The following is a 24,588-nucleotide window of genomic DNA, read 5'->3' on the forward strand; positions in this document are numbered from 1 at the left end:
GACGGCGCCGGAGCGGGTGGAGCGGAGCGGGCTGGTTCAGTCGACCGGGCCGCGCTGCTGGGGCACGGCGCCGTTGAGCAGGCCACGGACCTCGGACTCCACGTAGCGGCGGTGCCCGCCCAGCGTGCGGATCGACGTGAGCTTGCCGGCCTTGGCCCAGCGCGTCACGGTCTTCGGGTCGACCCGGAACAGCGCGGCCACCTCGGCCGGGGTCAGCAACGTCTCGGACTCCTCGGGGCGCACGGACACGGCGACCCCCCTTTCTGGACGGGATTGAGTGGATGCAGCGGACGACTCCCCCAAGCCCTTGCGTGCCCGCTTCGAAGGAGTCTGCCACCCTTCGGGGTCATCGCCTACCCCTTGTCGGACTTGTGTGGAGCGGTCCGTCACGCGTGCTGCATGTTTGTGCAGGTCAGAAGTATGAAGCACCCGAAATCTGATCGAAAAATCTTTTTCGTGCGAACCCGGTGAACGACTGCACACCGGGCGAACAGTACAGAACCGTGACATCCGTACGCGCCGGTCTAGGGTCGGGACACACGCGGATGAGCACCACGCACACCCTCGAAAGGCGACAGATGACCCTCGGACCCGACCGTGACCCGGACCGCCCCCAGCGCGACGGCGTGTTCGCCCGGCTCGAGGGGCACGAGCAGGTCGTCCACTGCGAGGACCGCGAGTCGGGACTCCGCGCGATCATCGCCGTCCACTCCACCGCGCTCGGCCCGGCGCTGGGCGGCACCCGGTTCCACCCGTACGCCGACGAGCAGGCGGCGCTCGAGGACGTCCTCGCACTCTCCCGCGGGATGACGTACAAGAACGCGCTCGCGGGCCTCGACCACGGCGGCGGCAAGGCCGTCATCATCGGCGACCCGCGCACCGACAAGTCGGAGGTGCTGCTGCGGGCGTACGGCCGCTTCGTCGCCTCGCTCGGCGGCCGGTACGTGACAGCCTGCGACGTGGGGACCTACTCGGAGGACATGGACGTCGTCGCGCGCGAGTGCGACTTCGCCACCGGCCGCACGGTCGAGCACGGCGGAGCGGGCGACTCCAGCGTGCTGACGGCCTACGGCGTGTTCCAGGGGATGCGCGCCGCCGCGGAGTCGGTGTGGGGTGCGCCGACCCTGGCCGGACGCACCGTCGGGGTCGCCGGTGTCGGCAAGGTGGGCAGGCACCTCGTCCGCCATCTCCTGGAGGACGGCGCCCGGGTCCTCGTCACCGACGTGTGGCAGCCCGCCGTGGACGCCGTCGTGGCGTCGCACCCCGAGGTGAGGGCGGTGCCGGACACCGACGCGCTGATCGCCTCACCGCTCGACGTCTACGCGCCGTGCGCGCTCGGCGGGGCGCTGGACGAGCCGGTCACCGACGCCCTGACCGCGAGGATCGTGTGCGGTGCCGCCAACAACCAGCTGGCCGGCGACGAGGTCGGCGCGCGGCTGCTGGACCGCGGCATCACCTACGCCCCCGACTACTGCGTCAACGCCGGCGGCGTCGTGCAGGTCGCCGACGAGCTCGACGGCTTCTCCTTCGAGCGGGCGCAGCGCCGGGCGGCGAAGATCTTCGACACCACGCGTGAGGTGCTGCGCGTGGCGGACGCCGAGGGCATCTCGCCGGCGGTCGCCGCCGACCGGGTCGCCGAGCAGCGGATCGCCGGCGTCAGCCGGCTGGGCGCGATCCGCGTGGGTCGCTGAGCAGCCGCGGCACACCGCCACGGCGTACGACCGGCGTCACCGCGTCGGTTCGGGGAGGGCCGGCGACGACGCACCGGCCCGCGGTCAACCGCGCGGGCGGTCCGCCCAGTCGTCGTCGCCCGAGACGTCGTCGGAGGCGTCATCAGAGGCTCCGCCGCCGTCGCCGGAGTCTCCGTGGAGCTCCTTCGCCAACGCGTCGAAGTCTGTGTCCTGGCTCCGGTACTTCAGATCGCGAGCGACCTTGGTCTGCTTCGCCTTAGCTCGGCCGCGCCCCATTGGGTCCGACCCCCTCGCAAGTTCGGCCGGGGCCCCTGGGGCTCACCGGTCTGGTGTCAGCATGTCGTAGGTCGAGACTACCCAACGACCGGGCGGTCACGCACGCCGCCCGGCCGGTAAGCGTCCTCGGCACGCGCCGAGGGACCTCAGCGGTGGTCGCCGACCAGCCGCACCGCACCTCGCTCGTCCGCGGCCGCCTCGGTGACCTCTCCGGCGACCCACGCACGGACGCCGTGGTCGCCGAGCAGCGAGACGGCCGCGTCGGCGTCGTCCGGGGCGACGAGAGCCACCATGCCGACGCCGCAGTTCAGCGTCCGCTCGAGGTCGGCACGGTCGATGGACCCCACGTCGCGGACCAGGTCGAAGACCGCCGGCAGCGCCCAGGTGCCGCGGTCGAGGGTCGCGGTCAGCTCCTCGGGCATCACGCGCTCCAGGTTGGCGGCGAGCCCGCCGCCGGTGATGTGCGACATCGCGTGGGTGGCGGTGCCGGCGGCCAGCGCCAGGCACGCCTTGGCGTACACCCGCGTCGGCTCGAGCAGCTCCTCGCCCAGCGTGCGACCGAGCTCGGCGACATCGCGGTCCAGGGCCCAGCCGGCGCGCTCGAGCAGGACGTGACGGACCAGGGAGTACCCGTTGGAGTGCAGCCCGCTTGAGGCCATCGCGACCACGGCGTCCCCGGGGCGCACCAGCGCCGGGCCGAGCAGCGCGGAGGCCTCGACCACCCCGGTCGTGGAGCCGGCGACGTCGTACTCGCCGGGCGCCATCAGCCCCGGGTGCTCGGCGGTCTCGCCGCCGATCAGCGCGCAACCGGCCTGCAGGCACGCCTCGGCGATGCCCTTGACGATGGCGGCGACCCGTTCGGGGACCACCTGCCCAGTGGCGATGTAGTCGGTGAGGAACAGCGGCTCGGCCCCGCACACCACGAGGTCGTCGACGAGCATGCCGACCAGGTCGAAGCCGATCGTGTCGTGGACGTCCATCGCCTGCGCGATCGCGACCTTCGTGCCGACGCCGTCGGCCGAGGTGGCCAGCAGCGGACGGTCGTACGCCTTGAGCGCAGAGGCGTCGAAGAGACCCGCGAAGCCGCCGATCCCGCCGATCATCTCCTCGCGGCGGGCCTTGTCGACCCAGACCTTCATCAGCTCGACCGCACTGTCGCCGGCCTCGATGGAGACCCCCGCCGACTCGTACGTCGCCGACGCGCCGGCGCCTTCGCTGTCCGCGCTCACGGGCGCTCCAGCGCGTCGCCGCCGCCCGCACCGGCCGCGGACCGCTGACCGGCTGCGAGCGGGTTCGACGCCGAGAGCTCGGCCAGCTTCTCCGGGAAGGACTCCAGCAGGTGCTTGCCCAGGTGCTCGGGCTCGGGCAGCTCGACCGGGTAGACGCCGTCGAAGCAGGCCCGGCACAGGCTCTCCTTCGGCACCTCGGTCGCCGCCACGGTGTCCTCGAGGTCGACGTAGCCCAGGCTGTCGGCGCCGATCGAGGCGCAGATCTCGTCGGTCGTGAGGCCGTTGGCGATCAGCTCGGCACGGGTGGCGAAGTCGATGCCGTAGAAGCACGGCCACTTCACCGGCGGGCTGGCGATGCGTACGTGGACCTCGCGGGCCCCGGCCTCGCGCAGCATCCGGATGAGCGCGCGCTGCGTGTTGCCGCGCACGATCGAGTCGTCGACCACGACCAGGCGCTTGCCCTCGATGACGTCGCGCAGCGGGTTCAGCTTGAGCCGGATGCCGAGCTGGCGGATGGTCTGCGAGGGCTGGATGAAGGTGCGTCCGACGTAGGAGTTCTTCACCAGCCCGGTGCCGTACGGGATCCCCGACCGCTCCGCGTAGCCGATCGCGGCCGGCGTCCCGGACTCGGGCACGGGGATCACGAGGTCGGCGTCGACCGGGTGCTCCTCGGCCAGCCGGCGGCCGATCTCCACCCGGACCCCGTGCACCTGGCGCCCGGAGATCCGGGTGTCGGGCCGGGCGAGGTAGACGAACTCGAACAGGCAGCCCTTGGGCTCCGGCTCGGCGAAGCGCATGGTGCGCAGGCCGTCCTCGTCGACGACGACCATCTCGCCGGGCTCGACCTCGCGGACGTACGAGGCACCGACGATGTCCAGCGCCGCGGTCTCGGAGGCGACCACCCAGCCCCGCTCGAGCCGGCCGAGCACCAGCGGCCGGATCCCCTGGGGGTCGCGGGCGGCGTACAGCGTGGACTCGTTCATCCACACGAAGCAGAAGGCGCCGCGGATCTGCGGGAGCAGCTCCATGGCCCGCTGCTCGAGCGTGGTGTCGGGGTGGTGGGCGAGCAGCGCGGTGACCAGGCTGGTGTCGTTGGTCGAGGTCTCCAGGTTGCGCGCGTGGATGTCGAGCTCGCCGTTGCTGCTGGGCAGGCCGGCGACCAGCTGCTGCAGCTCGGAGGTGTTGGTCAGGTTGCCGTTGTGGCCCAGCGCGATCGAGCCGTCCATCGTCGGGCGGAAGGTCGGCTGCGCGTTGTGCCAGGTGCTGGCCCCGGTCGTGGAGTAGCGCGAGTGGCCGACCGCGATGTGGCCCCGCAGCGCCTCCAGCGTCGACTCGTCGAACACCTGGGAGACCAGTCCCATGTCCTTGTAGACGAGGATCTGCCGGCCGTTGCTGACCGCGATGCCGGCCGACTCCTGCCCTCGGTGCTGCAGCGCGTAGATGCCGTAGTAGGCGAGCTTGGCGACGTCCTCGCCGGGAGCCCACACCCCGAACACGCCGCAGGCGTCCTGGGGACCCTTGTCGTGCGGGTCGAGGTCGTGCGTCAGGCGGCCGTCGGCGGGACGACGGCGAGCATTGGCGGCCACGCGCACCACTGTACGGCGACCGGGCCGCGTCGGGTGAACCGCTGGGCGGCGCGAGCCTGCCCTGGGCCGAGCAACGTGACCTAGGGTGCGAGGCACACATCCGTCTCGGGAGGTCCTGTGTCGTCGTACCGTCATCTGCGAGCCCTGGCGCTCGCGCTCGTCGCCCCGTTGGTCGCCGCACTCGCCGTCGGGCTGCCGGCCGGTCCCGCCGGCGCGGCCGCTCCACCACCGGACCTGCTCGCCCAGGTGAAGGCGCTGCCCCACGTGGTCTCGGCCGAGGAGAAGCAGGCACCGGAGGGCTACCGCTACTTCGTGATCGGCTTCTCCCAGCCGGTCGACCACGACCACCCCGACCAGGGCACGTTCACCCAGCGGATGACGCTGCTACACAAGGACGTCTCGCGCCCGATGGTGATGTACACCAGCGGCTACGGCGTCTCGACGACACCGTCGCGCAGCGAGCCGACGCGGATCGTCGACGGCAACCAGATCAGCATGGAGTACCGCTTCTTCGAGCCCTCCCGTCCCGCCCACCCGAAGTGGACCAAGCAGCTGACGATCAAGCAGGCCGCCGAGGACCAGCACGAGATCATCCGGTCCTTCAAGCGGCTCTACACCGCACACTGGCTGACCACGGGCGGTTCGAAGGGCGGCATGACCGCGACGTACCACCGCCGGTTCTTCCCCCGCGACGTCGACGGGACCGTCCCGTACGTCGCCCCCAACGACGTCGTCGACACCAAGGACGTCTACAACGACTTCCTCGACCACGTCGGCAGCGACCAGCAGTGCCGCGACGACCTGACCGCGCTGCAGCGCCGCGTGCTGCGCAACCGCGTCTGGTTCACCGACAAGACCCGCCGGGTGTCGCGGGAGAACCACTACACCTACGACATCGTCGGCAGCCTGCCCAGGGCCATGGAGTCGGCGGTCGTCGACATGTACTTCGCCTTCTGGCAGTACTCCCCCGAGTCCGACTGCGCCACGGTCCCGGACGCCCGCACGGCGACCAACGACCAGGTCTGGGACTTCTTCGAGGCCCACTCCTCGCTGACGACGTACGCCGACCAGCAGGTCTCGGGCTACACGCCGTACTACTTCCAGGCGGCCTACCAGCTCGGCTCGCCCGAGCCGTACGAGACCCGGCTGACGAAGCTGCTGCGCTTCCCCGGCGCCGACGTCGCCGCCACCTTCGTGCCGGCCGACATCCGGCCGAAGCGGTTCGACACCGCGGCGATGCCGGACGTCGACCACTGGGTACGCACCCGCTCGACCCGGATGCTGTACGTCTACGGCTCCAACGACCCGTGGAGCGCCGAGCCGTTCGCCTGCGGCAAGGGAGGCGCCGCGCGCGAGTGCGAGCGGCACTACGTCCCCGGCGGCAACCACGGCTCGACCATCGCGCAGCTGCCCGAGGCCGAGCGGGAGCACGCCACGGACCTGGTGCTGCGCTGGGCCGGGCTGCCCTCGAGCGACGAGGCGGCCAAGCAGATCGCGCGGACGGGGGCACCCGAGCGGGAGCCCGCCCTGGACCGCCGCGCGGACTACCTCGTACGACACGGCGCGTAGGGTGCGCCAACGACGACAGGCCCGGGGCTGCTGCCCCGGGCCCGTCGTCGTGCAGAGGTCACATCTTCGTGGAGCCCTGCTTGATCGCCTCGCGGATCCGGCTGTAGGTGCCGCAGCGGCACACGTTGCGGATCGAGTCCAGGTCGGCGTTGGTGATCGCGCGTCCCTCCGCCTTGACCTTCTTCACCAGTGCGACGGCCGCCATGATCTGGCCGGGCTGGCAGTAGCCGCACTGGGCGACGTCGCGGTCCAGCCAGGCCTGCTGCATCGGGTGCAGCTCCTTGCCCACGGTGTCGGGCAGGCCCTCGATGGTGGTGACCTCGTCGGTCTCCTTGAGGTCCTTGACCTGCACCGAGCAGGGGTTGAACGCCTTGCCGTTGATGTGCGACGTGCAGGCCTTGCAGACGTTGATCCCGCAGCCGTACTTGGGGCCGGTCACGCCGAGGATGTCGCGGAGCACCCAGAGGACGCGCACGTCGTCCTCGACGTCGACGGTGACGGTCTCGCCGTTGAGCTTGAAGGTGTGCTTGGGCATGGGTGGCTCCTCAGTAGGTGTACTGCAGACCGTCGGTCGGCGACTCGGGGATGGGTGGCGAGAACGGCTTGACCTCGAACGCGTCCGGGGTCTGGTCGTGCAGGATCGGGAACCGGGTCGGCATCGTCCCGGTCGCCTTCCAGTACGCGGCGGCGGTCGCGGCCATCGAGGAGGCCACGCCGGCCTCGCCGGCACCGCCGGGCTGCTCGGAGTCGCTCTTCATCACCACGCACTGGAAGTCCAGCGGGGCGTTCCACTGGCGGGTGTAGAAGAAGTTGTCCCAGCTGCCCTCGAGGAAGCTCCCGTTTCGCAGGTGGCTGCTGCTGGTGAGCGCCTGGGCGATGCCGTCGGAGACGCCGCCCATCATCTGGGCCTCGAGACCGCGCGGGTTGATCACCAGGCCGGCGTCGACCACGATCGTCGCGCGCATCACCCGAGGACCGGTGACCGCGTCACGGATCTTCCGGTTGACGGTCTCGGGTCGGCAGTCGAGCTCCACGATCGTGGCCGTGGCCCCCTTGTACTCCTTGTGGATCGCCACCCCCTGGGCCGTGCCCTTGGGCATCGTCTTGCCCCAGTTGGCCACCTCGGCGACCTTGCGGAGCACGGCCTTGGTCCGCTCCTCCTTGAGGAACCGCAGCCGGAACTCGACCGGGTCCATCTTCAGCGCCTCGGCGAGCTTGCCCATCATCAGCTCCGAGGCCGTGCGCACGTCCGGGGAGTAGATGTTGCGCACGCTGCTGGTCGGGAACTGCTCCTGGTTCTTGGTCTCGGTGAGCAGCTGGGTGACGACGCCCATGTTGTAGCCGAGCTCCTGGGTGAGCAGGAAGATCGACTCCGAGAAGCCGAGGTTGCCCAGCCCGGTCGGGAGGTCGGCCGCGAGGTTCGTCAGGCGCTCGCCGAGGCCGTGCCTGAAGTCGGTGGAGACGCCGGTGTGGCGCTGCTCGAAGGTCAGGATCGAGTTGCCCAGCACCGTGGCCCGGATGCGGGAGGTGGACATCGGGTGCGACCGGCCCTGACGCGGCTCGTCGCAGCGGTGCCACATCAGCTTCACCGGCTTGCCGAACGCCTTGGCGGCCCGCGCGGCCTCGATCGCGCCGTCGCTGAACAGCTTGTGCCCGAACGAGCCGCCCCCCGTGATCACGTTGACGGTCACGTTCGTCTGCGGGATGCCCAGCGCGTCGGCGATGTTGGCCTGGGCGACGAGCGGCGACTTCAGCCCCGCCCACACCGTGATCTTGCCGTCCTTGTAGTCCGCGACCGCACAGTTGGGCTCGAGCGCCGCACCGCTGCGGAACATGAACTCGAAGGACGCCTCGACGGTCTTGGCCAGGATCGGCACCTTCGGCACCGCCAGCGGCAGCTGGGCGGCGCGCAGCTGCTTCAGGACGGCCTCGTCGTCCATCCCCTCGACCGTGCCCCTGTTCCAGACCACCTGGAGGGCGCGCACCGCGTCGATGCACTGGCCGAACGTCCGTGCGCGTACCGCGACGCCGGTCGGCAGCGTGGCCACGTGCGTGACACCGGGCATCGCCAGCACGGCGGCGCGGTTCTTGATGCTCTTGGGCTTCCCGTTGACCGTGGGCGGGCGGCAGATCATCGTCGGCAGCGCGTCCTTGACGGCGAGGTCCATCGAGAACTGCTTCTTGCCGGTCACCGCGTCCAGCGCGTCGACCCGGTTGCGGGGCGTACCGATCACCTTGTGCTCGCTGGGCTTCTTCAAGGTGACGTCGACCTTCTCGGTCGACGGGCTGGCCGCCTTGGCCGCCGCCTCGCCGTAGGTCACCGAGCCGCCGCCCGGCAGCGAGATGATGCCCTCCTTGGACTTCAGCAGCGCCACCTGGCCGCCGAGCAGGATCGCGGCCGCGTCGAGCAGACGCTTCTTGGCCAGCGCCGCGGCCACCCGGACCGGCGTGTAGGTCGAGACCGTGGTGTTGGAGCCGCCGGTCAGCTGGTTGAAGAGCAGCTCGGGCCGGGCGGGCGCGAGGCTGACCTGGACCTTGCTCAGCGGCAGGTCCAGCTCCTCGGCGATGATCATCGCCGTCGAGGTGGTGATCCCCTGCCCGACCTCCATCCGCGGCAGCGCGAAGTGGGCCACCCCGTCCTTGTCGACCTCGATGGTGATCAGCTGCGAGGTGGGCAGCGCCGCCTGCGTCTGCAGGTCCTCGAGGTCGTACGCCTCCGCGATCTGCGGGGCCGACGGGATCGGGGTGCCGGACCCCGCGGCCGGGGTCGCCGCGTCGGCCGGCATCGCGCCGGTGGTGAGGTCGGCCGCGACGGCGAGGGTGCTGCCGGCGACGACGTAGCCGACGAAGTGTCGGCGTCCGAGCCCCCCGGGCGCCGCGTCGACCGCCTCCTGCTCGTCCTCGAACTCGACTCCGTCGGTGGGCGTGCGGTGCTGGTCTGTCGTCACGACGCTGTCCTCGTCTCGCGTGGCACCCGGGGTCACCCGGGCGTTCCCTCCCCGCTGACTCACCTCGGGGCCGAACCCGCGAGGTGTGACCCGTCCACAGTGACGACCGACACAGGCGTTGCCAAGGCAGCCTCACCTAAGAACGCCCCCTCCGTCCGTGCAGGTGCACAAACCTGCAGGGAAGGGCCGAAAACGCACGTGCGGGGGTGACTCGCTGGCCGACGACGCAGGTGCGCCTCGGAGTGCGGCAAACGTTTCGCAGACGCGGAGCCTCAGGTGGTCAGCTGACGCAGCAGGAGGGTCTCGGCCAGGATCACCCGCTCGAACTCGGCGAGGTGGAGACCCTCGTTGGCCCCGTGCGCCCGGGTGTCGGGGTCCTCCACGCCGGTCACCAGGACGCTCGCCTCGGGGAAGGCCTCGAGGAACTCGGCGATGAACGGGATCGACCCGCCGACCCCCATGTCGATCGGCTCCGTGCCGTCCCAGGCCTCGCGGAACGCCGCGCGCGCCGCGTCGTACGCCGGGCCGGACGCCTCGATCCGGGTCGCCTCACCGGTGTCGACGACCTCGATCCCGAGCGTGGCACCCCACGGCGTGTGCTCCTCCAGGTGACGCCGCAGGCAGGCGACGGCGTTCTCCGTGGTGTCACCCGGCGCGATCCGCATCGAGATCCGCGCACGTGCCGCGGGTACGAGCGTGTTGCTGGCGCCGGCGACCTTGGGGGCGTCCAGCCCGGTGATGCTGAGCGAGGGCTTGGTCCACAGCCGCTCGACCGCGGAGCCGGTGCCCATCCACTCCAGGCCGGGAGCGGCACCGGACTCCGCGCGCAGCCGCTCCTCGGGGTACTCGACGTCGGCCGCGGGACCGGCGTGCAGGCCCGCGACGGCGACGTCGCCCGCGTCGTCGTGCAGGCTGGCGATCAGCCGGCTCAGCGCGATCAGCGCGTCCGGCGCGAGGCCGCCCCACATGCCGGAGTGGACGGCGTGGTTCAGCGTGCGGACCTCGACGTCGACGCGGACCAGGCCGCGCAGGCTGGTCGTCAGCGCCGGGACGCCGATGTCCCAGTTGCCGGAGTCGGCGATGACGATGACGTCGGCGGCGAGCTCCTCGCGGTGCTGGGCCAGCAGGTCGACGAGGGTCGCCGACCCGACCTCCTCCTCGCCCTCGACGAAGACCACGAGGTTCACCGGCAGGTCGTCGCCCCAGACGCGGGCGGCCGCCAGGTGGGCGGCGATGCCGGCCTTGTCGTCGGCGGCACCGCGACCGTAGAGCCTCGTCCCCCGCTCGGTGGGCTCGAACGGCGGGCTGTCCCAGTCGGCGTGGTCGTTCTCGGGCTGGACGTCGTGGTGGGCATAGAGCAGGACGGTGGGCGCCCCCTCGGGCCCGCTCTTGTGGGCGATCACGGCGGGCGCGGTGCCCTCGGCGGCCCGGGTCACCTCGGTCGCGAAGCCCTCGGCCTCGAACAGCGCACGCACCGCCTCCGCGCTGCGCTCGACCTCACCGAGGCGCTCGGGGTCGGCGCTGACCGACTCGATCCGTACCAGGTCCTCGAGGTCCCGGCGGATGCCGGGGAGGACGTCGTGGACACGGGCGCGGAGGTCGTCGGTGCTCATGGTGTCGACGTTAGTCCCCGTCGAGGGGGAGGAACCCGGTCAGGTCGGTGCGCTCGCCGGAGGCCCGGACGTCGCCGGCAGCGAGCGCGTCGGCCCAGGTCGTACGCCCGGTGGCGAGGTCGACCCAGGTGCTCGCGCCCATCTCGACGACGGCCGGCGGGGTGCCGCGGGTGTGCCGCACCCCGGGCACCACCTGGACCGCGGCGTACGGGGGCACCCGCACCTCCACGGACGCACCGGGCGCGCGCCGCTGCAGCAGGGCGAGGAAGTGCTTGACCAGGGTCCGCAGCACCTCCTTGTCGTCCGACCCGGCGGCGTAGGCGTCCAGCGCGGCCGCGAGCTCGGCGGCGGGGGCGGGGGAGAGGCGACGGGGCACGCACCCCATCCTCCCCTGCGGGTAGGGCGTGAGACACGCCTAGTTGCCAGACTGGGCGCGTGCCCGAGGGAGACAGCGTCTACGTGCTCGCCCGGAGGCTCGACGTCCTGGTCGGGCAGGAGGTGGTGCGCAGCGACCTGCGCGTCCCGGCCCTGGCCACCCGCGACCTGGCCGGGCGCACGGTGCTCGAGCAGGCGACGCACGGCAAGCACCTGCTGACCCGGTTCGGCGGCCCCGACGGCGGCGTGACGCTGCACAGCCACCTGCGGATGGACGGGTCGTGGACCGTCACCCGCCCGGGTCGCCGGCTCCCCGCACACCTGATGCCGGACGTCCGCGTCGTGCTGGAGGTGGGGTCCGGCGCCACGGCGTGGGGGCTGCACCTGCACGACCTCGCGCTGGTGGCCACGACCGCCGAGACGGACCTCGTGGGACACCTCGGCCCGGACCCGCTCCGGCCGGACTGGGACCCGGACGAGGCCGTACGACGGCTCGCGGCGGACCCGTCGGCCCCCCTCGTCTCCGCGCTGCTCGACCAGACGCACCTCGCCGGCCTCGGCAACCTGTGGGTCAACGAGCTGGCGTTCCTGACCGGCCACAGCCCGTGGACCCCGGTCGGAGAGGTGGACCTGGACCGGCTCGTACGCCTCGCGGCGCGCGCCCTGAGGCACTCGGCGACGGCGCCGGGCGCGTACCAGGTCACCACCGGCAGCTCGCGGCACCGCGAGAACCACTGGGTCTCGGGACGCAACCGCCGTCCCTGCCTGCGCTGCGGCACGACGGTGCGGATGGTTCCCGAGCTGCCCGACGACCCCGCGAACCGGCGGACCTGGTGGTGCCCGTCGTGCCAGCCGGGCCCCGGGCCCGAGGCGCGCCGCGGTAGTCCCTGACGTTTCCGCGGACGAACCGGGCACCAGAACGCCGAAACGTCCTGGACTACCGCTCAGGCGCCGCCGTCGGCCGCGACCTCGTCGGGCGCACCCGAGAGGACCGTGGTGTGCTCCCAGGTCGGCTGCGTCAAGGAGGACGAGAGAACGTACTTCGGCAGGGGGTTGATGAAGGCGCCGAGCTCGTCGGCGGTGTTGCCCGGCCAGTACGTCGACCACTCGTCGTACAGCCGACGGCCCATGAGGTACGCCGTCACCTGCTCCTGGTGGGCGCTCATCGCCGCGGCCATCGCCTCGTCGAAGTAGGGGAAGTGGAACGTGTGCGGCGACTCGACGACGCCGTCGAGGGTGGAGAAGAAGGTCGAGACGAGACGGCCCATGACTCCGCTCCCGGGTGCGGTGGTGATCGGTCGCACGGTCCGACCCGGTCCCCGTCCGGGACTCATCGCTGCGGGTCGAACGCCTCCTGGACGGGGTCCTCGAGCGCCGCCGGCAGCGTGGCGGACCAGACCGTGCGCAGCTCGTCGATCCCGACCGTGAACTGGCCGGTGACCTCGAGAGCGTCGCCGTCCGTGGTGCCGAGCTCCGTGCACAGGACGCCCGCAGCCTCGGTCGCGGCCTCGAACGCGGCGTGGTGCTCAGCAGGCACCGTCACCAGCACGCGCGCCGCGGACTCCGCGAACAGCGAGACGAACGGGTCCTCGGGCAGCGTGATCGCCGCACCGACGCCGTTGCGCAGCACCGATTCGGCCAACGCCTGCGCCAGCCCGCCGTCGGACAGGTCGTGGGCGGACGTGAGCAGCCCGTCTCGGACCGCCCCGGCCAGCAGCCCGCCCAGCGCCTGCTCGGCGGCGAGATCGACCGCCGGCGGCCGACCGCCCAGGTGCCCGTGGACGACGTTCGCCCACTCCGAGCCGGAGAGCTCCTCGCGGGTCTCCCCCAGCAGCAGCACGTGCTCCCCGGGGGCTGCGAACCCCGAGTGGACCCGGGTGGCGACGTCGTCGATGACGCCGAGCACGGCAACGACAGGCGTGGGCAGGATCGCGGTCTCGCCGGTCTGGTTGTAGAGACTGACATTGCCGCCGGTGACCGGGATGCCCATCGCCAGGCAGCCGTCCTTGAGCCCGCGGCAGGCCTCGGCCAGCTGCCACATCACGCCCGGGTCCTCGGGGGAGCCGAAGTTCAGGCAGTCCGAGACCGCGAGCGGGCGCGCACCCGTCGTGGCGACGTTGCGGTACGCCTCGGCCAGGGCGAGCTGGGCGCCGGCGTACGGGTCGAGCTGCGCGAAGCGTCCGTTGCAGTCGGTGGCCAGGGCGACCCCGAGGCCGGTCCCCTCGTCGACCCGGATCATCCCAGCGTCGTGCGGCTGGGTGAGGACGGAGCCGCCGCGGACGTAACGGTCGTACTGGTCGGTCACCCACGAGCGGTCGCAGAGGTTCTCGCTGCCCAGCAGCCGCAGCAGCGTCTCGCGCAGCGCAGGCCCGGTCGTGGGCCGCGGCAGCGCCTCGGCCGCGTCGGCCTGCAGGTCGTCCTGGGTCGACGGCCGGGCGACCGGGCGCTCGTAGACCGGCCCGTCGTGGGCGACGGTCCGCGGGTCGACGTCGACCACGGTCTCGCCGTGCCAGTCGACCACCAGGCGCTGGTCGGCGGTCACCTCACCGATCACCGCCGCCTCGACGTCCCAGCGGGCGCAGATCTCGAGGAACCGCTCGGCGTCGGCGGGGTCGACGACCGCCATCATCCGCTCCTGGCTCTCGCTCATCAGGATCTCCTCGGGGCTCAGCGTGGAGTCCCGGAGCAGCACCTTGTCGAGCTCGACGTGCATCCCGCCGTCGCCGGCCGCGGCCAGCTCCGAGGTGGCGCAGGAGATGCCGGCGGCGCCGAAGTCCTGGATCCCGGCCACCACGCCGGCGGCGAACAGCTCGAGCGTGCACTCGATGAGCAGCTTCTCCATGAACGGGTCGCCGACCTGCACCGAGGGCCGCTTCGTGGGCCCGCCCTCGTCGAACGTCACCGAGGCGAGGATCGAGGCGCCGCCGATGCCGTCCCCGCCGGTGCGCGCGCCGTACATGATGACGAGGTTGCCCTCGCCGACCGCTCTCGCGAGGTGCAGGTCCTCGTGCCGCAGGACGCCCACGCACAGCGCGTTGACCAGCGGGTTCCCGAGGTAGGAGGGGTCGAAGACGACCTCTCCGCCGATGTTCGGCAGGCCCAGGCAGTTGCCGTAGCCGCCGACGCCCGACACGATCCCCGGCAGCACCCGATGCGTGTCCGCAGCGTCGAGCGGGCCGAAGCGCAGCGGGTCCATCACGGCGACCGGCCGGGCGCCCATCGCGAGGATGTCGCGCACGATCCCGCCGACACCGGTCGCCGCACCCTGGTGCGGCTCGACGTACGACGGGTGGTTGTGGGACTCGATCTTGAAGGTGACGGCCCAGCCCTGCCCGATGTCGAGCACCCCGGCGTTCTCGCCGATGCCGGCCAGGGTCTTGCCGACGGGCGTCTCCTGCGGGATCTCGCCGAACTGCTTGAGGTGCACCTTGGAGGACTTGTACGAGCAGTGCTCGCTCCACATCACCGAGTACATCGCCAGCTCGGACCCGGTCGGGCGCCGACCGAGGATCTCGCGGATGCGGGCGTACTCGTCGTCGGCGAGTCCGAGCTCGGCGTACGGCTGGACCCTCCCGGGGTCGCTCGCCGCAGCGGCGACGGAGTCGAGCACGTCGGGGTTCGGGTCGCTCGCGGAAGGTGTCACCGAAGGGCCTTTCGACAGCGCGGGTGGACGACGCCCCAACCTACCGAGCCGGCTGTCCCACCTCGCCGTCGCCCGTACCGGGTCACGACGACGACCGCCACCGGCGCACGTCGCCGCGGTCGTCCACGACACGCCGACGACGGTCGTTGACAATTACAGCGTTGTAGTTGTCAGCAACTCCTGTTGCTCATGTGACTTGTGTGATTTCCTCATCGGGTCCGGCGCCCCGTGCGCCCCGTTTCGTCCCCCCGGAGCCTCGTGATGACCTCTCGGACCCCGTCCCTGCGCCCCCGCCGGGCGCGCCGTCTTCTCGCGGCGACGGCGGCTCTCGCCGCGGCCACCACCGGCGTCGGGATCGCCTCGTCCCCGGCACAGGCGTCCGGCGGAGCGCCCGGCGACTTCTACGGTCGCGCCTTCGACCAGTGCACCGCGCCGAGCCAGTCGGCGATGACGGCATGGATGAACAGCTCGCCGTACCGCGGGGTCGGCATCTACCTCTCCGGCGACTCCCGCGGCTGCACCTCGCAGCCCAACCTCACCTCGACGTGGATCCGCACCCAGATCGCGGCCGGCTGGCACCTGCTGCCGATCACCCTCGGCCCGCAGGCGTCGTGCACCACCCGGGAGCGCTACCTCAAGCAGGTCCGGATCAACCCCAGCACGACCTCGACCTATGCCGCCGCCCGCGCACAGGGGACCGCCGAGGCCAAGAAGACCGTCAGCCGCGCGACGGCGCTGGGGATCCCCAAGGGCAGCACGATGTTCTACGACCTCGAGGCCTTCGACACCGGCCGGTCGACCGCCTGCACCGAGTCGGCGAAGTACTTCGTCTCGGCCTGGAGCACCCAGCTGCGCGCCACGGGCTGGAAGTCCGGCTTCTACTCCTCCGGCGCGTCCGGCATCCGGATGCTCGACGACGCACGCGTGCGGACGCCCGGCAAGTTCGCCATGCCCGACCAGCTGTGGATCGCGGACTGGAACGGGCAGGCGACGACCAGCTCGGCGTACGTCCGCAGCGACGGATGGACCCCGCACAAGCGCATCCACCAGTTCCAGGGCGGGCACAACGAGACGTACGCCGGCGTCACCATCAACATCGACTCCAACCACGCCGACCTCGGCCGCGGGGCGTACCTCACCGCCGAGCCGGCCCACCCCGGCGGGATCGGCTGGGCCGCCAACACCTACATCGCCCTCAACGAGAAGGCCACCAACACCGGCCAGATCCGGCTGCTGCAGAGCATGCTGAGCAGCGCCGGCTACTACAAGGGCGCCGTCGACGGCGTCTGGACCCGTCCGCTGTCCGCGGCCGTGGGCACGTTCCGCAAGGAGCACGGCCTCGCCGGCACGTGGGACTGGACCAGCACCCAGTGGATGCAGCTGATGACGCGCGGAGCGACGCCGGTCGTGAAGTACGGCTCGGCCGGCGACGAGGTGCGTCGCGTGCAGCGCGCGCTGAACGCCTCGGGCGTGAGCCGCAAGATCCCGATCAGCGGCGTGTTCACGGTGTCCACACCCGCCGCCGTGCAGGACTACCAGCGCAAGGTGGGGATCAGCCCCTCCGGCGTCGTGAACGCGACCACCTGGGCGGCCCTGACCCGCGGTCGGCGCTGAGCGGCGCTCAGCCACCGCCCTCGAGGAGCACGACGCCGAGGACGAGCACGAGCAGACCGAGGGCCTGACGCCGCGAGGGACGCTCGCCGAAGAGCACGAGGCCGCCGAGGGCCGCGAAGGCGATCGCCGCGCCGGTCCAGGCGGCGTACGCCACGGCGAGGGGCATGCCCTCGGCGACCGCCCGCCCCACCGGGAGGACGGAGCCGGACAGGCCGATGTTCGCCAGGACCACCAGCACCACCCGTCGGCCGCGAGCGGCAGCAGGACCCGCGGCGAGCCGCAGTGCGACCAAGCCGCAGAACTGGGTGACCACGGCGACGCCGATCCAGACCCACGCACTCACCGCCGGCCGACCTGGACCATCAGCACGCCCACACCGAGCGCCAACACGCCGGCCAGCTGCGCCGTCGTCAGGACGTCCCCGTCGACGACGACGCTGAGCAGCGTCGCGGCCAGGAGCCCGCAGCCGGTGAGCAGCCCGTACGCCGCGCCGACCCGCGCGCCCCGCGCGAAGACCCTGCCGATCAGCGCGGTGGTGGCGGCGTACGCGAGGAGGGCGACGAGCAGCGGGCCGGGTCGGGTCAGCCCCTCGGAGGCGCTCAGGCCGGCCGTGCCGGTCACCTCCGCGACGACCGCGAGCAGCAGGAGGACTCCGGTCGGCACGGGTCCGGCCATCGTCCGGTCCGGTCGGGTGGCGCGGGTCTGGGTCCTCGGGGTCTCGGTCGTCGTCACCTCCCAAGCATCGCGACGTCGGTGACGTCAGAAAAGTGATTCTTTCTCGTTCTGTGATTCATAATGACTGAATGCCGATGGATCCGTCCCGCCTGCTCGTGCTCCAGGCGGTCCACCGCACCGGCGGCGTGCTGAGCGCGAGCAGGGTCCTCCACCTCACGCCCTCGGGCGTCTCCCAGCACCTCGCCAAGCTCGAGCGCGAGGCCGGGCTGGAGCTTGTGGACCGGACCCGTCGCGGCGGGGGCAGACCGGTGACGCTGACCGCGGCCGGGCGGGCCCTCGCCGAGCAGACCGCACAGCTGACCGCCGCCATGGCCAGCGTGGAGCGAGAGGCCGACCGCTACCGCGGACAGCGCGGCGGCGTCGTCCGGATCGGCTCCTTCGCCAGCGCGCTGGCACTGCTGGTCGCTCCCGCGGTCGTCTCGCTGTCGCTGACCGAGCCGGCCATCGACCCGCGCGTCGTCGAGGTGACCGGCGGCGGCCTGGACCGGCTCGTGGGCAACCAGCTGGACCTCCTCGTCACCGACCGCCCCCCTGCCGAGATCACCGCCCGGCACCGCGGCGCGGTGGTCACCGAGCTGATGCACGACCCGCTGCGCATCGTGCTGCCCGCCGAGGCCGCCGGGTCCAGCGACGAGGAGATCCTGCGCGGGCCGTGGATCCTCGCCGACGACGACTCGCGCCGTACCCTCGAACGGGTCGCGATCGGCCGCGGCGTGACGCTCGACGCCCGGCACGTCGGCTACGACGCCGGCACCGTGCTCGCGCTGGTCGCCGCCGGCCTCGGCGCCGCGATCAGCCCGCAGCTGACGCTCTCCAACCACCCGAGGGCGCGCTTCGCCGTCTACTCGGGGGCGCTCGACCCCGGCGGTCGGACGATCAGTGTGGTCCACGGCCCGCAGCCGGCACCGGCGGTCGAGCGGTTCGTGGAGGAGCTGCGCCGTCAGGCGAGCGACGCCGAGCAGCCGGTCGCGGCCTCGGCCGAGCCGGGCGACGCGGTCAGACCAGCGCGCTCAGCACCGAGGTGAAGAAGCCGAGCCCGTCGGTGCCGGGACCGCAGAGGTCCTCGACCGCGTGCTCGGGGTGCGGCATCAGCCCGACGACGTTGCCGCGCTCGTTCGCCACGCCGGCGATGTCGCGCTGGGAGCCGTTCGGGTTGCCGACGTACCTCGCGACGACCTGGCCCTCCCCCTCCAGGCGGTCCAGGGTGGCCGGGTCGGCCACGTAGCAGCCCTCGCCGTTCTTCAGCACGATCGTCACCTCCTGGCCCGTCTCGTACGACGACGTCCAGGCGGTGGCGGCGCTCTCGATGCGCAGCCGCTGGTCGACGCAGCCGAAGCGGCGGCTCGCGTTGCGGATCAGCGCACCCGGCAGCAGGTGCGACTCGCAGAGCACCTGAAAGCCGTTGCAGATGCCGAGCACCGGCATCCCGGCGCCGGCCCCCTCGACGACCTTCTCCATCACCGGCGCGAACCGGCTGATCGCGCCGCAGCGCAGGTAGTCACCGTAGGAGAACCCGCCCGGCAGCACCACCGCGTCGACCCCGCGCAGGTCGGCGTCGCCGTGCCACAGCGAGACCGCCTCGCCGCCGGCCAGGCGTACGGCACGGGCCGCGTCGACGTCGTCGAGGGTCCCTGGGAAGGTGACGACCCCGACCTTCACGACACCGTCTCCTCGACGTGCACCGTGAAGTTCTCGATCACCGGGTTGGACAGCAGCGTCTCGGCCATCCGGTGCACCTCGGCGAGCCGGTCCTCGTCGACCTCGCCCTCGAGCTCGATCTCGAACCTCTTGCCCTGGCGCACGTCGACCACGTCGGCGAAGCCGAGCCGGGGCAGCGCTCCGTGCACCGCCTTGCCCTGGGGGTCGAGGATCTCCGGCTTGGGCATCACGTCGACGACGACTCGGGGCACGGGCGCTCCTTCGGGAGTGAGAACGACGCCACGCAGTCTAGGACGGCCGCCGACCCGGCGCGTCCGGGCGCCCACACGTGCCGGGTCAGTCGGTACGCGCGGGCAGGGTGGCCGCGGCGCTGACGTCGGCGCCGTCCGAGCCGTCGTCGTCGGACTCGTCGCCGGTCTCCGGGTGGTACGCGCAGTCGTCCTTGGCGGTCGTCGCCTGCAGCGAGTCCTGCGCGTCGTCCGACGCCGCCTGCCGCGCGTCCTCGCGGGCCTGGCGACGCTGGGCGAGCAGGTCGCGCGCCTCGGACCTGGATGGCAGTGCGTCCGTGGCGGCGCGTACGGCGACGCGGGCACCGACCAGCGCACGCTGGTGGGGGGTCGCCGCCTTCGCCGGTGCGCGCCGGCCCGAGGTGGTGGCCTTCTCTGCGGTGCGGAGGGCCCGCTGCACGGTCTCGTGCACGACGTCGTAGTCGGGGTCGTTCGGGTCGAAGTCCGACGAGCGCTGGAAGACCACCGAGGTCAGCTGCTGGTCCTTCATCTTCAGCGCGGTGTCGACGAACGCGGGGAGCACGTCCTGGGGGATGTCGGTGCGCAGGATCTTCTTCCCCACGCTCGCGAGCTTGGTGTAGCGCAGCAGCAGCTTGGCCGGGTCGGCCTCGTCGACGATCGCGTTGATCGCGCAGCGCTGCCGCTCCATCCGCTTGTAGTCGGTGGAGCCGTAGCGGCCGCGCGTGAACCACAGCGCCTTGAACCCGTCGAGCCGCTTGTGCGGCCCGGGCTGGATGTAGCCGGTCGGCGGGATCCCGGCACTGGTGTTGCCGTTGATCGGGACCTTCTCGTTGACGTTGACCGTGATGCCGCCCATCGCGTCGACGATCTGCTGGAAGCCCTGCAGGTTGACCAGGAGGTAGTAGTCGACCGAGATGCCGAGCGCGCCGGAGACACCGAGCTTGAGCGCGTCGGCGCCCTCGTTGTCCGAGCCCCGGATCGCGTCGGGGTTCGTGGCCGGGACGTTGCGGTAGATCGCGTTCAGCATCGACTCGCCGGGGTCGGTGCCGAGGTCGAACCCGTCGGGGTAGAGGTCGTGCAGCTCGGTGCCGTCCGGGAACGGGACGTCGCGCAGGTTCCGCGGGAGGCTGAACAGCACCGTCCGACCCGTGTGGGTGTCCATCGAGGCGAGGATGACGCTGTCGGTACGGATGCCGGTCCGCCCGACCCCGCCGTCGCCGCCGAGCAGCAGCAGGTTGACCCGCCGCTTGCCGCCCCAGGGGTTGTCACCGCTGCCGGAGATCGTGGGGACCGTCGCCGACTGCGGGTCGCCGGCGATGGTCCGGATCGTGCCCGCCTGCACCGTCGCGTAGTAGCCGGTGGTCGCCAACGGTGCGGTGATCGCCACGGCCAGCGCCATCGTCAGCAGGTTGCCGCCGATGCGCTGCCCGGTCGTGGGCCGCGCGGGCCGGGTCGAGAGGTACGTCGAGACCAGGACGCCGAGCCAGACGACGAGCAGCACCGCGCAGACCACGGCGATCGCCACGAGCTGGCGCGGGACCACGGCGATCTGCGCCAGCTCGCCACCCTTGGCGTGGACGTAGGCGTACCCCACCACCGCGAAGACGACCACGGGCACCACGAACGCCCCGAGCGTCCAGCGCACACTGCGCCCGAACCCCGAGACACGCTGAGCGCGACGCGAGCCCGGGACCCCGGTCCGCGCCCGTTGGGCCGTCACGAAAGCGAAGTGTAGGCGCCTACGACAGCTCGCGCTTCAGGATCTTCCCCGTGGAGGTCATCGGCAGCTCGTCGACGACCTCGACCACGCGCGGGTACTTGTAGTTGGCCATCTGCTCCTTGCCCCAGGCGACGAGGTCGTCGCCCGACACCGAGGCACCCTTCTGCAGGATGACGAACGCCTTGATCTCCTCGCCGTGGCTCTCGTGCGGCACACCGATGACCGCGGCGAGGGAGACGTCGGGGTGCGTCATCAGCACCTCCTCGATCTCGCGGGGGTACACGTTGTAGCCGCCGCGGATGATCATGTCCTTCGAGCGGTCGACGATGTAGTACCAGCCGTCCTCGTCGCGGCGGCCGAGGTCGCCGGAGCGGAACCACCCGTCCTCGATCACCTCGGCGGTGGCCTCGGGGCGGTCGTAGTAGCCCTTCATCACGTTGTGGCCCTTGATCGCGATCTCGCCGACCGCCTCGGGGGTCCACTCGACCTGGTCCCAGCTGTCGCCCTCGAGCAGCGCCATCTCGACCCCGGGGATCGGGATGCCGATCGAACCGGGTCGTACGTCCTCGCCGTAGGGCGAGAAGCTGGCGACCGGCGAGGTCTCCGACAGGCCGTAGCCCTCGAGGATCGTCACGCCGAACTTCTCCTGGAACCGCTTGTGCACCTCGACCGGCAGGGCCGACCCGCCCGCCGCGGCGACCCGCAGGTTCTGGGCCAGGGAGCTGACGTCGATCGAGTCGTCGTCGGCCAGCGCGCCGAGCAGGCCCCAGTACATCGTCGGCACGCCGGCGAAGAACGACACCGACTCGGAGAGCATCAGGCCGAGCGCTGCCTTGGCCTCGAAGCGCGGCAGCATCACCACGGTGCCGCCGAAGGCGAACGCGCCGTTCTGGATGACGGTCTGCCCGAACGAGTGGAACAGCGGCAGCACGCAGAGGTAGGTGTCGGGGTTGTCGATGTCGGCGGCGAAGAGGTCCTTGCCCGACAGCGCGTTGTCGCGCATGTTGCGGTGGCGCAGCTCCGCGCCCTTGGGCTGGCCGGTGGTGCCCGAGGTGTAGAGGATGACCGCGGTGTCGTCCTCGTCGGTGGCCACGGCCTCGAAGGTGGCCGGCTGGTCGGCCATCGCCCGGCCCATCGTCTCGGTGCCCTCGATCGTGGTCTCCGCCCCGGGGTCGGCGGTGATGAGGAAGAACTCGGTGCAGGTGTCGGTCTGCTCGAACCCCTGGTGGCCCTCGGCGCCGATCGGCAGGTCCTCGGTGCCCTGGAAGCAGAAGTACGCCTTCGCGTCGGAGTCGTCGAGGTGGTAGGCGACCTCGCGCGCCTTGAGCAGGACGTTGAGGGGGACGACGGTGCCGCCGGCCTTGATGATCCCGTAGTAGGCGATGGTGAAGTACGGCAGGTTCGGGCAGCTCAGCGCCACCTTGTCGCCCGGCTGGATCCCGCGGGAGGCCAGCAGGTTCGCGACCTGGTTCGCCGCCCCCTGGACCTGCGCGTAGCTCAGGTGGGTGTCCCCGAGGACGATCGCCTCGCGGTCCGGGTGCCGGTCGGCGGTGTCGTCGAGGAGGGCAGCGAGGTTGTACGTCGTCATGGTCGAAACCTACCCGGAGGTAGGTGGCCCAGGTCACCCGTGCTCGAGGCGCACCGGCAGCGCCCGCCCACCAGGTGGTCGAGCCCGACCGGGCGCCAGCGAGGGCGATGTCCGGAGCCTGTCGGAGGGAGGACGTCGAGACCACACGCCGGCGCGCGTGCGAGTCAGCCGAAGCCGCCGCTCCACCAGACCACCAGCAGGGCAACGACCGTCACCACGGCGCCGACCGCCCCGACCAGCCCGACGACGAGCCCGATCCGCTCCGCGGCACCCCGCCGCTCGAGCCAGCCCTGGTCCCGCGCCACCTCGCGCACGATCGTCCGGCCCCCGGACAGGTCGGTGGTCTCCTCGGCGACCTGGTGCAGGCGCCAGCCCTCCAGCTGGTACGTGCGGGAGACGCTCCTGCCGGTGAGGCGACCTGCCGCGACCCCGGCGGAGAGCACCGGCTCCATCTCCCCGCGGCGTCGCGGGTCGGGGCGCCAGGTGAGGGTACGGACGACGTCGGTGATCCGGACCGTCTCCTGACCCTCGTCGACGGCGACGTGGTGGGTCATGGCCGAGGCGTCCGCGCGACGCAGCAGCGGCCACCACTGCTCGTCCTCGACGGCGAGCGAGACGTCGAAGCCGCTCTCGGTCTCGGTGACGACGTACGGCGTCCCCTCCGCGCGGCGGCGCACCTCGTGCAGCAGCAGCGACCGGCTCTTCACCGGGCCGACGACCCGCCCAGCAGGTCCGCGGCCCGGCGCAGGTCGCCCGCGACCGCACCGTCGGCGAGGCGGTCGGCCAGACCCGCCGGCCACCGCCACGGGCCGGTCCCCCGGACGTCCATCTCGACCGACACCGCCGTCCCGGCCCCCTCCGGCTCGAAGCGGAGCGTGAGGTCCGCGGACACGCCGAACCAGCTCCCGGTCTCGGCCCACAGCGTCGGGCGCTGCAGCTGGGTGATCCGCATGTGCGGGCGTACTCCCGCCCAGGTCAGGTCGCGCCAGCGCTGGCCGACGCGCGGCCCGTCCTCGTCGAGCATCTTCACCGCACGGAGGCTGGTCTGCCACGCAGGCCGGTTGCGCGGGTCGGCGAGGTAGTCGAAGACCTCCTCCGGCGGCGCGGCGAAGGTCACGGTCCTCGGCCGGGGAGCAGCCATCAGTACGACTCGCCGGTCAGCAGCCGCCCGGCCTCGGCGTAGCGCTCGCGGGTGCGCTCGACGACCTCCGCGGGCAGGACCGGGGGCGCCGTCCCGGAGTCCTTGTCCCAGCCGGAGGCGGGCGAGAGCAGCCAGTTGCGCACGATCTGCTTGTCGTACGACGGCTGCGTGCGGCCGGGCTGCCACTCGGTGGCCGGCCAGAAGCGGCTGGAGTCCGGCGTCAGCACCTCGTCGGCGAGCACGATCGTCCCGTCCGGGCGCCGGCCGAACTCCAGCTTCGTGTCGGCCAGGATGATGCCCCGCGCGCGCGCCATCGCCTCGGCGCGCGCGTAGACGGCGAGCGTCAGCTCACGCAGCGTCTCCGCCGTCGCTCGACCCACGGTCTCGACGACCGCCTCGAAGGAGACGTTCTCGTCGTGGTCGCCGAGCTCGGCCTTGGTGGCGGGCGTGAAGATCGGCTGCTCCAGGCGGCTGCCGTCGACCAGGCCGGCGGGGAGGTCGATACCGCAGACCGTGCCGTCGGCGTCGTACTCCAGCAGCCCGGAGCCGGTCAGGTAGCCGCGGGCCACGCACTCGACCGGCAGCATCTCCAGCGGCTCGCAGACCACTGCCCGGCCCTCCAGCCCGGCGGGCACGTCGAGCGAGACGACGTGGGCGGGGACGAGGTCCACGAGCTGCTCGAACCACCACAGCGACATCCGGGTGAGGATCGTGCCCTTCCCGGGGATGGCCGGCTCCAGCATGAAGTCGAAGGCGGAGATCCGGTCGCTGGCCACCATCAGCAGGTGGCCGGCGTACGGGCCCTCGGTCAGCCGGTAGAGGTCGCGGACCTTGCCGGAGTGGACGTGCTCGGCGCCGGGGACGTCGGGCGCGGGCGGGATGCTGGTCGGAGCCACGCGACCGAGCCTAACGAGATGCTCGTTCAGACTGTTTGTCTATCGGCATTGCTGTTT

General features: G+C 72.0%; 24 protein-coding genes. 5 read left to right on the forward strand and 19 right to left on the reverse strand.

The features are described 5' to 3' along the window. Positions 1–36: 36 nt before the first annotated feature. Complete coding sequence (locus IEX42_RS08835) at positions 37–249, reverse strand: BldC family transcriptional regulator (RefSeq protein ID WP_188779442.1); 213 nt, start codon at positions 247–249, stop codon at positions 37–39. 329 nt (positions 250–578) lie between these two features. Here IEX42_RS08835 and IEX42_RS08840 point away from each other — a divergent pair, with 329 nt between their 5' ends. Beyond that, the gene (locus IEX42_RS08840; RefSeq protein ID WP_188779443.1) at positions 579–1,691 is read left to right on the forward strand and encodes a Glu/Leu/Phe/Val family dehydrogenase; all 1,113 of its coding nucleotides are present in this window, start codon (positions 579–581) and stop codon (positions 1,689–1,691) included. A gap of 84 nt (positions 1,692–1,775) precedes the next feature. On the opposite strand, the gene IEX42_RS08845 is transcribed toward IEX42_RS08840, so the two are convergent. The 3 genes from IEX42_RS08845 to purF all read right to left on the reverse strand — a co-directional run bounded on the left by IEX42_RS08845 (position 1,776) and on the right by purF (position 4,782). After that, positions 1,776–1,967 carry a DUF3073 domain-containing protein gene (locus IEX42_RS08845; RefSeq protein WP_188779444.1) on the reverse strand — a complete coding sequence of 64 codons (192 nt, stop codon included), beginning with the start codon at positions 1,965–1,967 and terminating at the stop codon, positions 1,776–1,778. A 146-nt stretch (positions 1,968–2,113) separates the two neighbouring features. Then, positions 2,114–3,196, reverse strand: a complete 1,083-nt coding sequence (gene purM / locus IEX42_RS08850; RefSeq protein ID WP_188779445.1) for a phosphoribosylformylglycinamidine cyclo-ligase — start codon at positions 3,194–3,196, stop codon at positions 2,114–2,116. Next, positions 3,193–4,782, reverse strand: a complete 1,590-nt coding sequence (gene purF / locus IEX42_RS08855) for an amidophosphoribosyltransferase (protein WP_229660727.1) — start codon at positions 4,780–4,782, stop codon at positions 3,193–3,195. Before purF ends, purM begins: the two co-directional genes overlap by 4 nt. Before the next feature lie 117 nt (positions 4,783–4,899). On the opposite strand from purF, the gene IEX42_RS08860 reads away from it, so the two are divergent. Next, positions 4,900–6,351 carry a S28 family serine protease gene (locus tag IEX42_RS08860; protein ID WP_229660728.1) on the forward strand — a complete coding sequence of 484 codons (1,452 nt, stop codon included), beginning with the start codon at positions 4,900–4,902 and terminating at the stop codon, positions 6,349–6,351. Between the two features lie 58 nt (positions 6,352–6,409). On the opposite strand, the gene IEX42_RS08865 is transcribed toward IEX42_RS08860, so the two are convergent. The 4 genes from IEX42_RS08865 to IEX42_RS08880 all read right to left on the reverse strand — a co-directional run bounded on the left by IEX42_RS08865 (position 6,410) and on the right by IEX42_RS08880 (position 11,288). After that, complete coding sequence (locus IEX42_RS08865) at positions 6,410–6,886, reverse strand: (2Fe-2S)-binding protein (RefSeq protein WP_188779447.1); 477 nt, start codon at positions 6,884–6,886, stop codon at positions 6,410–6,412. Between the two features lie 10 nt (positions 6,887–6,896). Further along, positions 6,897–9,299, reverse strand: coding sequence for a molybdopterin cofactor-binding domain-containing protein (locus IEX42_RS08870; RefSeq protein ID WP_229660729.1), 2,403 nt, complete (start codon positions 9,297–9,299; stop codon positions 6,897–6,899). A 272-nt stretch (positions 9,300–9,571) separates the two neighbouring features. Then, on the reverse strand, positions 9,572–10,912 hold the full coding sequence (locus IEX42_RS08875; protein WP_188779448.1) for a dipeptidase: 1,341 nt from the start codon (positions 10,910–10,912) through the stop codon (positions 9,572–9,574). Between the two features lie 10 nt (positions 10,913–10,922). After that, positions 10,923–11,288, reverse strand: coding sequence for a sterol carrier family protein (locus IEX42_RS08880; protein ID WP_229660730.1), 366 nt, complete (start codon positions 11,286–11,288; stop codon positions 10,923–10,925). Between the two features lie 59 nt (positions 11,289–11,347). Between IEX42_RS08880 and IEX42_RS08885 the strand changes: the two genes are divergently transcribed. After that, positions 11,348–12,178 (forward strand): DNA-formamidopyrimidine glycosylase family protein, encoded by an 831-nt coding sequence (locus IEX42_RS08885; protein ID WP_188779450.1) that lies wholly within the window; start codon positions 11,348–11,350, stop codon positions 12,176–12,178. Positions 12,179–12,231: 53 nt separating this feature from the next. On the opposite strand, the gene IEX42_RS08890 is transcribed toward IEX42_RS08885, so the two are convergent. Beyond that, a complete protein-coding gene (locus IEX42_RS08890) occupies positions 12,232–12,555 on the reverse strand; it encodes a dihydrofolate reductase family protein (RefSeq protein WP_188779451.1) in 324 nt (107 codons plus the stop codon). A gap of 62 nt (positions 12,556–12,617) precedes the next feature. Next, positions 12,618–14,897, reverse strand: coding sequence for a phosphoribosylformylglycinamidine synthase subunit PurL (purL, locus tag IEX42_RS08895; RefSeq protein WP_188781023.1), 2,280 nt, complete (start codon positions 14,895–14,897; stop codon positions 12,618–12,620). Positions 14,898–15,191: 294 nt separating this feature from the next. Here purL and IEX42_RS08900 point away from each other — a divergent pair, with 294 nt between their 5' ends. Continuing rightward, the gene (locus IEX42_RS08900) at positions 15,192–16,544 is read left to right on the forward strand and encodes a glycoside hydrolase domain-containing protein (RefSeq protein ID WP_188779452.1); all 1,353 of its coding nucleotides are present in this window, start codon (positions 15,192–15,194) and stop codon (positions 16,542–16,544) included. Between the two features lie 7 nt (positions 16,545–16,551). Here IEX42_RS08900 and IEX42_RS08905 read toward each other — a convergent pair whose 3' ends face one another. After that, on the reverse strand, positions 16,552–16,887 hold the full coding sequence (locus IEX42_RS08905; RefSeq protein WP_188779453.1) for an SMR family transporter: 336 nt from the start codon (positions 16,885–16,887) through the stop codon (positions 16,552–16,554). Beyond that, positions 16,884–17,276 (reverse strand): DMT family transporter, encoded by a 393-nt coding sequence (locus IEX42_RS08910; protein WP_188779454.1) that lies wholly within the window; start codon positions 17,274–17,276, stop codon positions 16,884–16,886. Before IEX42_RS08910 ends, IEX42_RS08905 begins: the two co-directional genes overlap by 4 nt. A gap of 71 nt (positions 17,277–17,347) precedes the next feature. On the opposite strand from IEX42_RS08910, the gene IEX42_RS08915 reads away from it, so the two are divergent. Beyond that, entirely contained in the window at positions 17,348–18,304 is a 957-nt protein-coding gene (locus tag IEX42_RS08915; protein ID WP_188779455.1) for a LysR family transcriptional regulator, read from the forward strand. Here IEX42_RS08915 and purQ read toward each other — a convergent pair. The 7 genes from purQ to IEX42_RS08950 form a co-directional block, all read right to left on the reverse strand. Beyond that, positions 18,276–18,938 carry a phosphoribosylformylglycinamidine synthase subunit PurQ gene (purQ, locus tag IEX42_RS08920; protein ID WP_188779456.1) on the reverse strand — a complete coding sequence of 221 codons (663 nt, stop codon included), beginning with the start codon at positions 18,936–18,938 and terminating at the stop codon, positions 18,276–18,278. The two genes, IEX42_RS08915 and purQ, sit on opposite strands and share 29 nt — an antisense overlap. Beyond that, positions 18,935–19,189, reverse strand: coding sequence for a phosphoribosylformylglycinamidine synthase subunit PurS (gene purS, locus IEX42_RS08925; RefSeq protein ID WP_188779457.1), 255 nt, complete (start codon positions 19,187–19,189; stop codon positions 18,935–18,937). Before purS ends, purQ begins: the two co-directional genes overlap by 4 nt. A gap of 85 nt (positions 19,190–19,274) precedes the next feature. Then, positions 19,275–20,906, reverse strand: a complete 1,632-nt coding sequence (locus IEX42_RS08930) for an LCP family protein (protein WP_188779458.1) — start codon at positions 20,904–20,906, stop codon at positions 19,275–19,277. Positions 20,907–20,925: 19 nt separating this feature from the next. Further along, positions 20,926–22,494: a long-chain-fatty-acid--CoA ligase gene (locus IEX42_RS08935; RefSeq protein WP_188779459.1), complete on the reverse strand. Its 1,569-nt coding sequence runs from the start codon at positions 22,492–22,494 to the stop codon at positions 20,926–20,928. Positions 22,495–22,658: 164 nt separating this feature from the next. Next, a complete protein-coding gene (locus IEX42_RS08940) occupies positions 22,659–23,201 on the reverse strand; it encodes a hypothetical protein (protein WP_188779460.1) in 543 nt (180 codons plus the stop codon). Continuing rightward, on the reverse strand, positions 23,198–23,635 hold the full coding sequence (locus IEX42_RS08945; RefSeq protein WP_188779461.1) for an SRPBCC family protein: 438 nt from the start codon (positions 23,633–23,635) through the stop codon (positions 23,198–23,200). Before IEX42_RS08945 ends, IEX42_RS08940 begins: the two co-directional genes overlap by 4 nt. After that, complete coding sequence (locus IEX42_RS08950; protein ID WP_188779462.1) at positions 23,635–24,531, reverse strand: phosphoribosylaminoimidazolesuccinocarboxamide synthase; 897 nt, start codon at positions 24,529–24,531, stop codon at positions 23,635–23,637. Before IEX42_RS08950 ends, IEX42_RS08945 begins: the two co-directional genes overlap by 1 nt. Between the last annotated feature and the right edge of the window lie 57 nt (positions 24,532–24,588).

Source organism: Marmoricola endophyticus, from assembly GCF_014644415.1.
Lineage (GTDB): Bacteria > Actinomycetota > Actinomycetes > Propionibacteriales > Nocardioidaceae > Marmoricola > Marmoricola endophyticus.

What these genes read in the sequence shown, in the direction of transcription:
- IEX42_RS08945 (WP_188779461.1), bottom strand. Translation starts at nt 23,635, where the DNA reads ATGGCTGCTCCCCGGCCGAGGACCGTGACCTTCGCCGCGCCGCCGGAG.
- IEX42_RS08900 (WP_188779452.1), top strand. Translation starts at nt 15,192, where the DNA reads ATGACCTCTCGGACCCCGTCCCTGCGCCCCCGCCGGGCGCGCCGTCTT.
- IEX42_RS08915 (WP_188779455.1), top strand. Translation starts at nt 17,348, where the DNA reads ATGCCGATGGATCCGTCCCGCCTGCTCGTGCTCCAGGCGGTCCACCGC.
- IEX42_RS08890 (WP_188779451.1), bottom strand. Translation starts at nt 12,555, where the DNA reads ATGGGCCGTCTCGTCTCGACCTTCTTCTCCACCCTCGACGGCGTCGTC.
- IEX42_RS08845 (WP_188779444.1), bottom strand. Translation starts at nt 1,967, where the DNA reads ATGGGGCGCGGCCGAGCTAAGGCGAAGCAGACCAAGGTCGCTCGCGAT.
- IEX42_RS08865 (WP_188779447.1), bottom strand. Translation starts at nt 6,886, where the DNA reads ATGCCCAAGCACACCTTCAAGCTCAACGGCGAGACCGTCACCGTCGAC.
- IEX42_RS08935 (WP_188779459.1), bottom strand. Translation starts at nt 22,494, where the DNA reads ATGACGACGTACAACCTCGCTGCCCTCCTCGACGACACCGCCGACCGG.
- IEX42_RS08875 (WP_188779448.1), bottom strand. Translation starts at nt 10,912, where the DNA reads ATGAGCACCGACGACCTCCGCGCCCGTGTCCACGACGTCCTCCCCGGC.
- IEX42_RS08840 (WP_188779443.1), top strand. Translation starts at nt 579, where the DNA reads ATGACCCTCGGACCCGACCGTGACCCGGACCGCCCCCAGCGCGACGGC.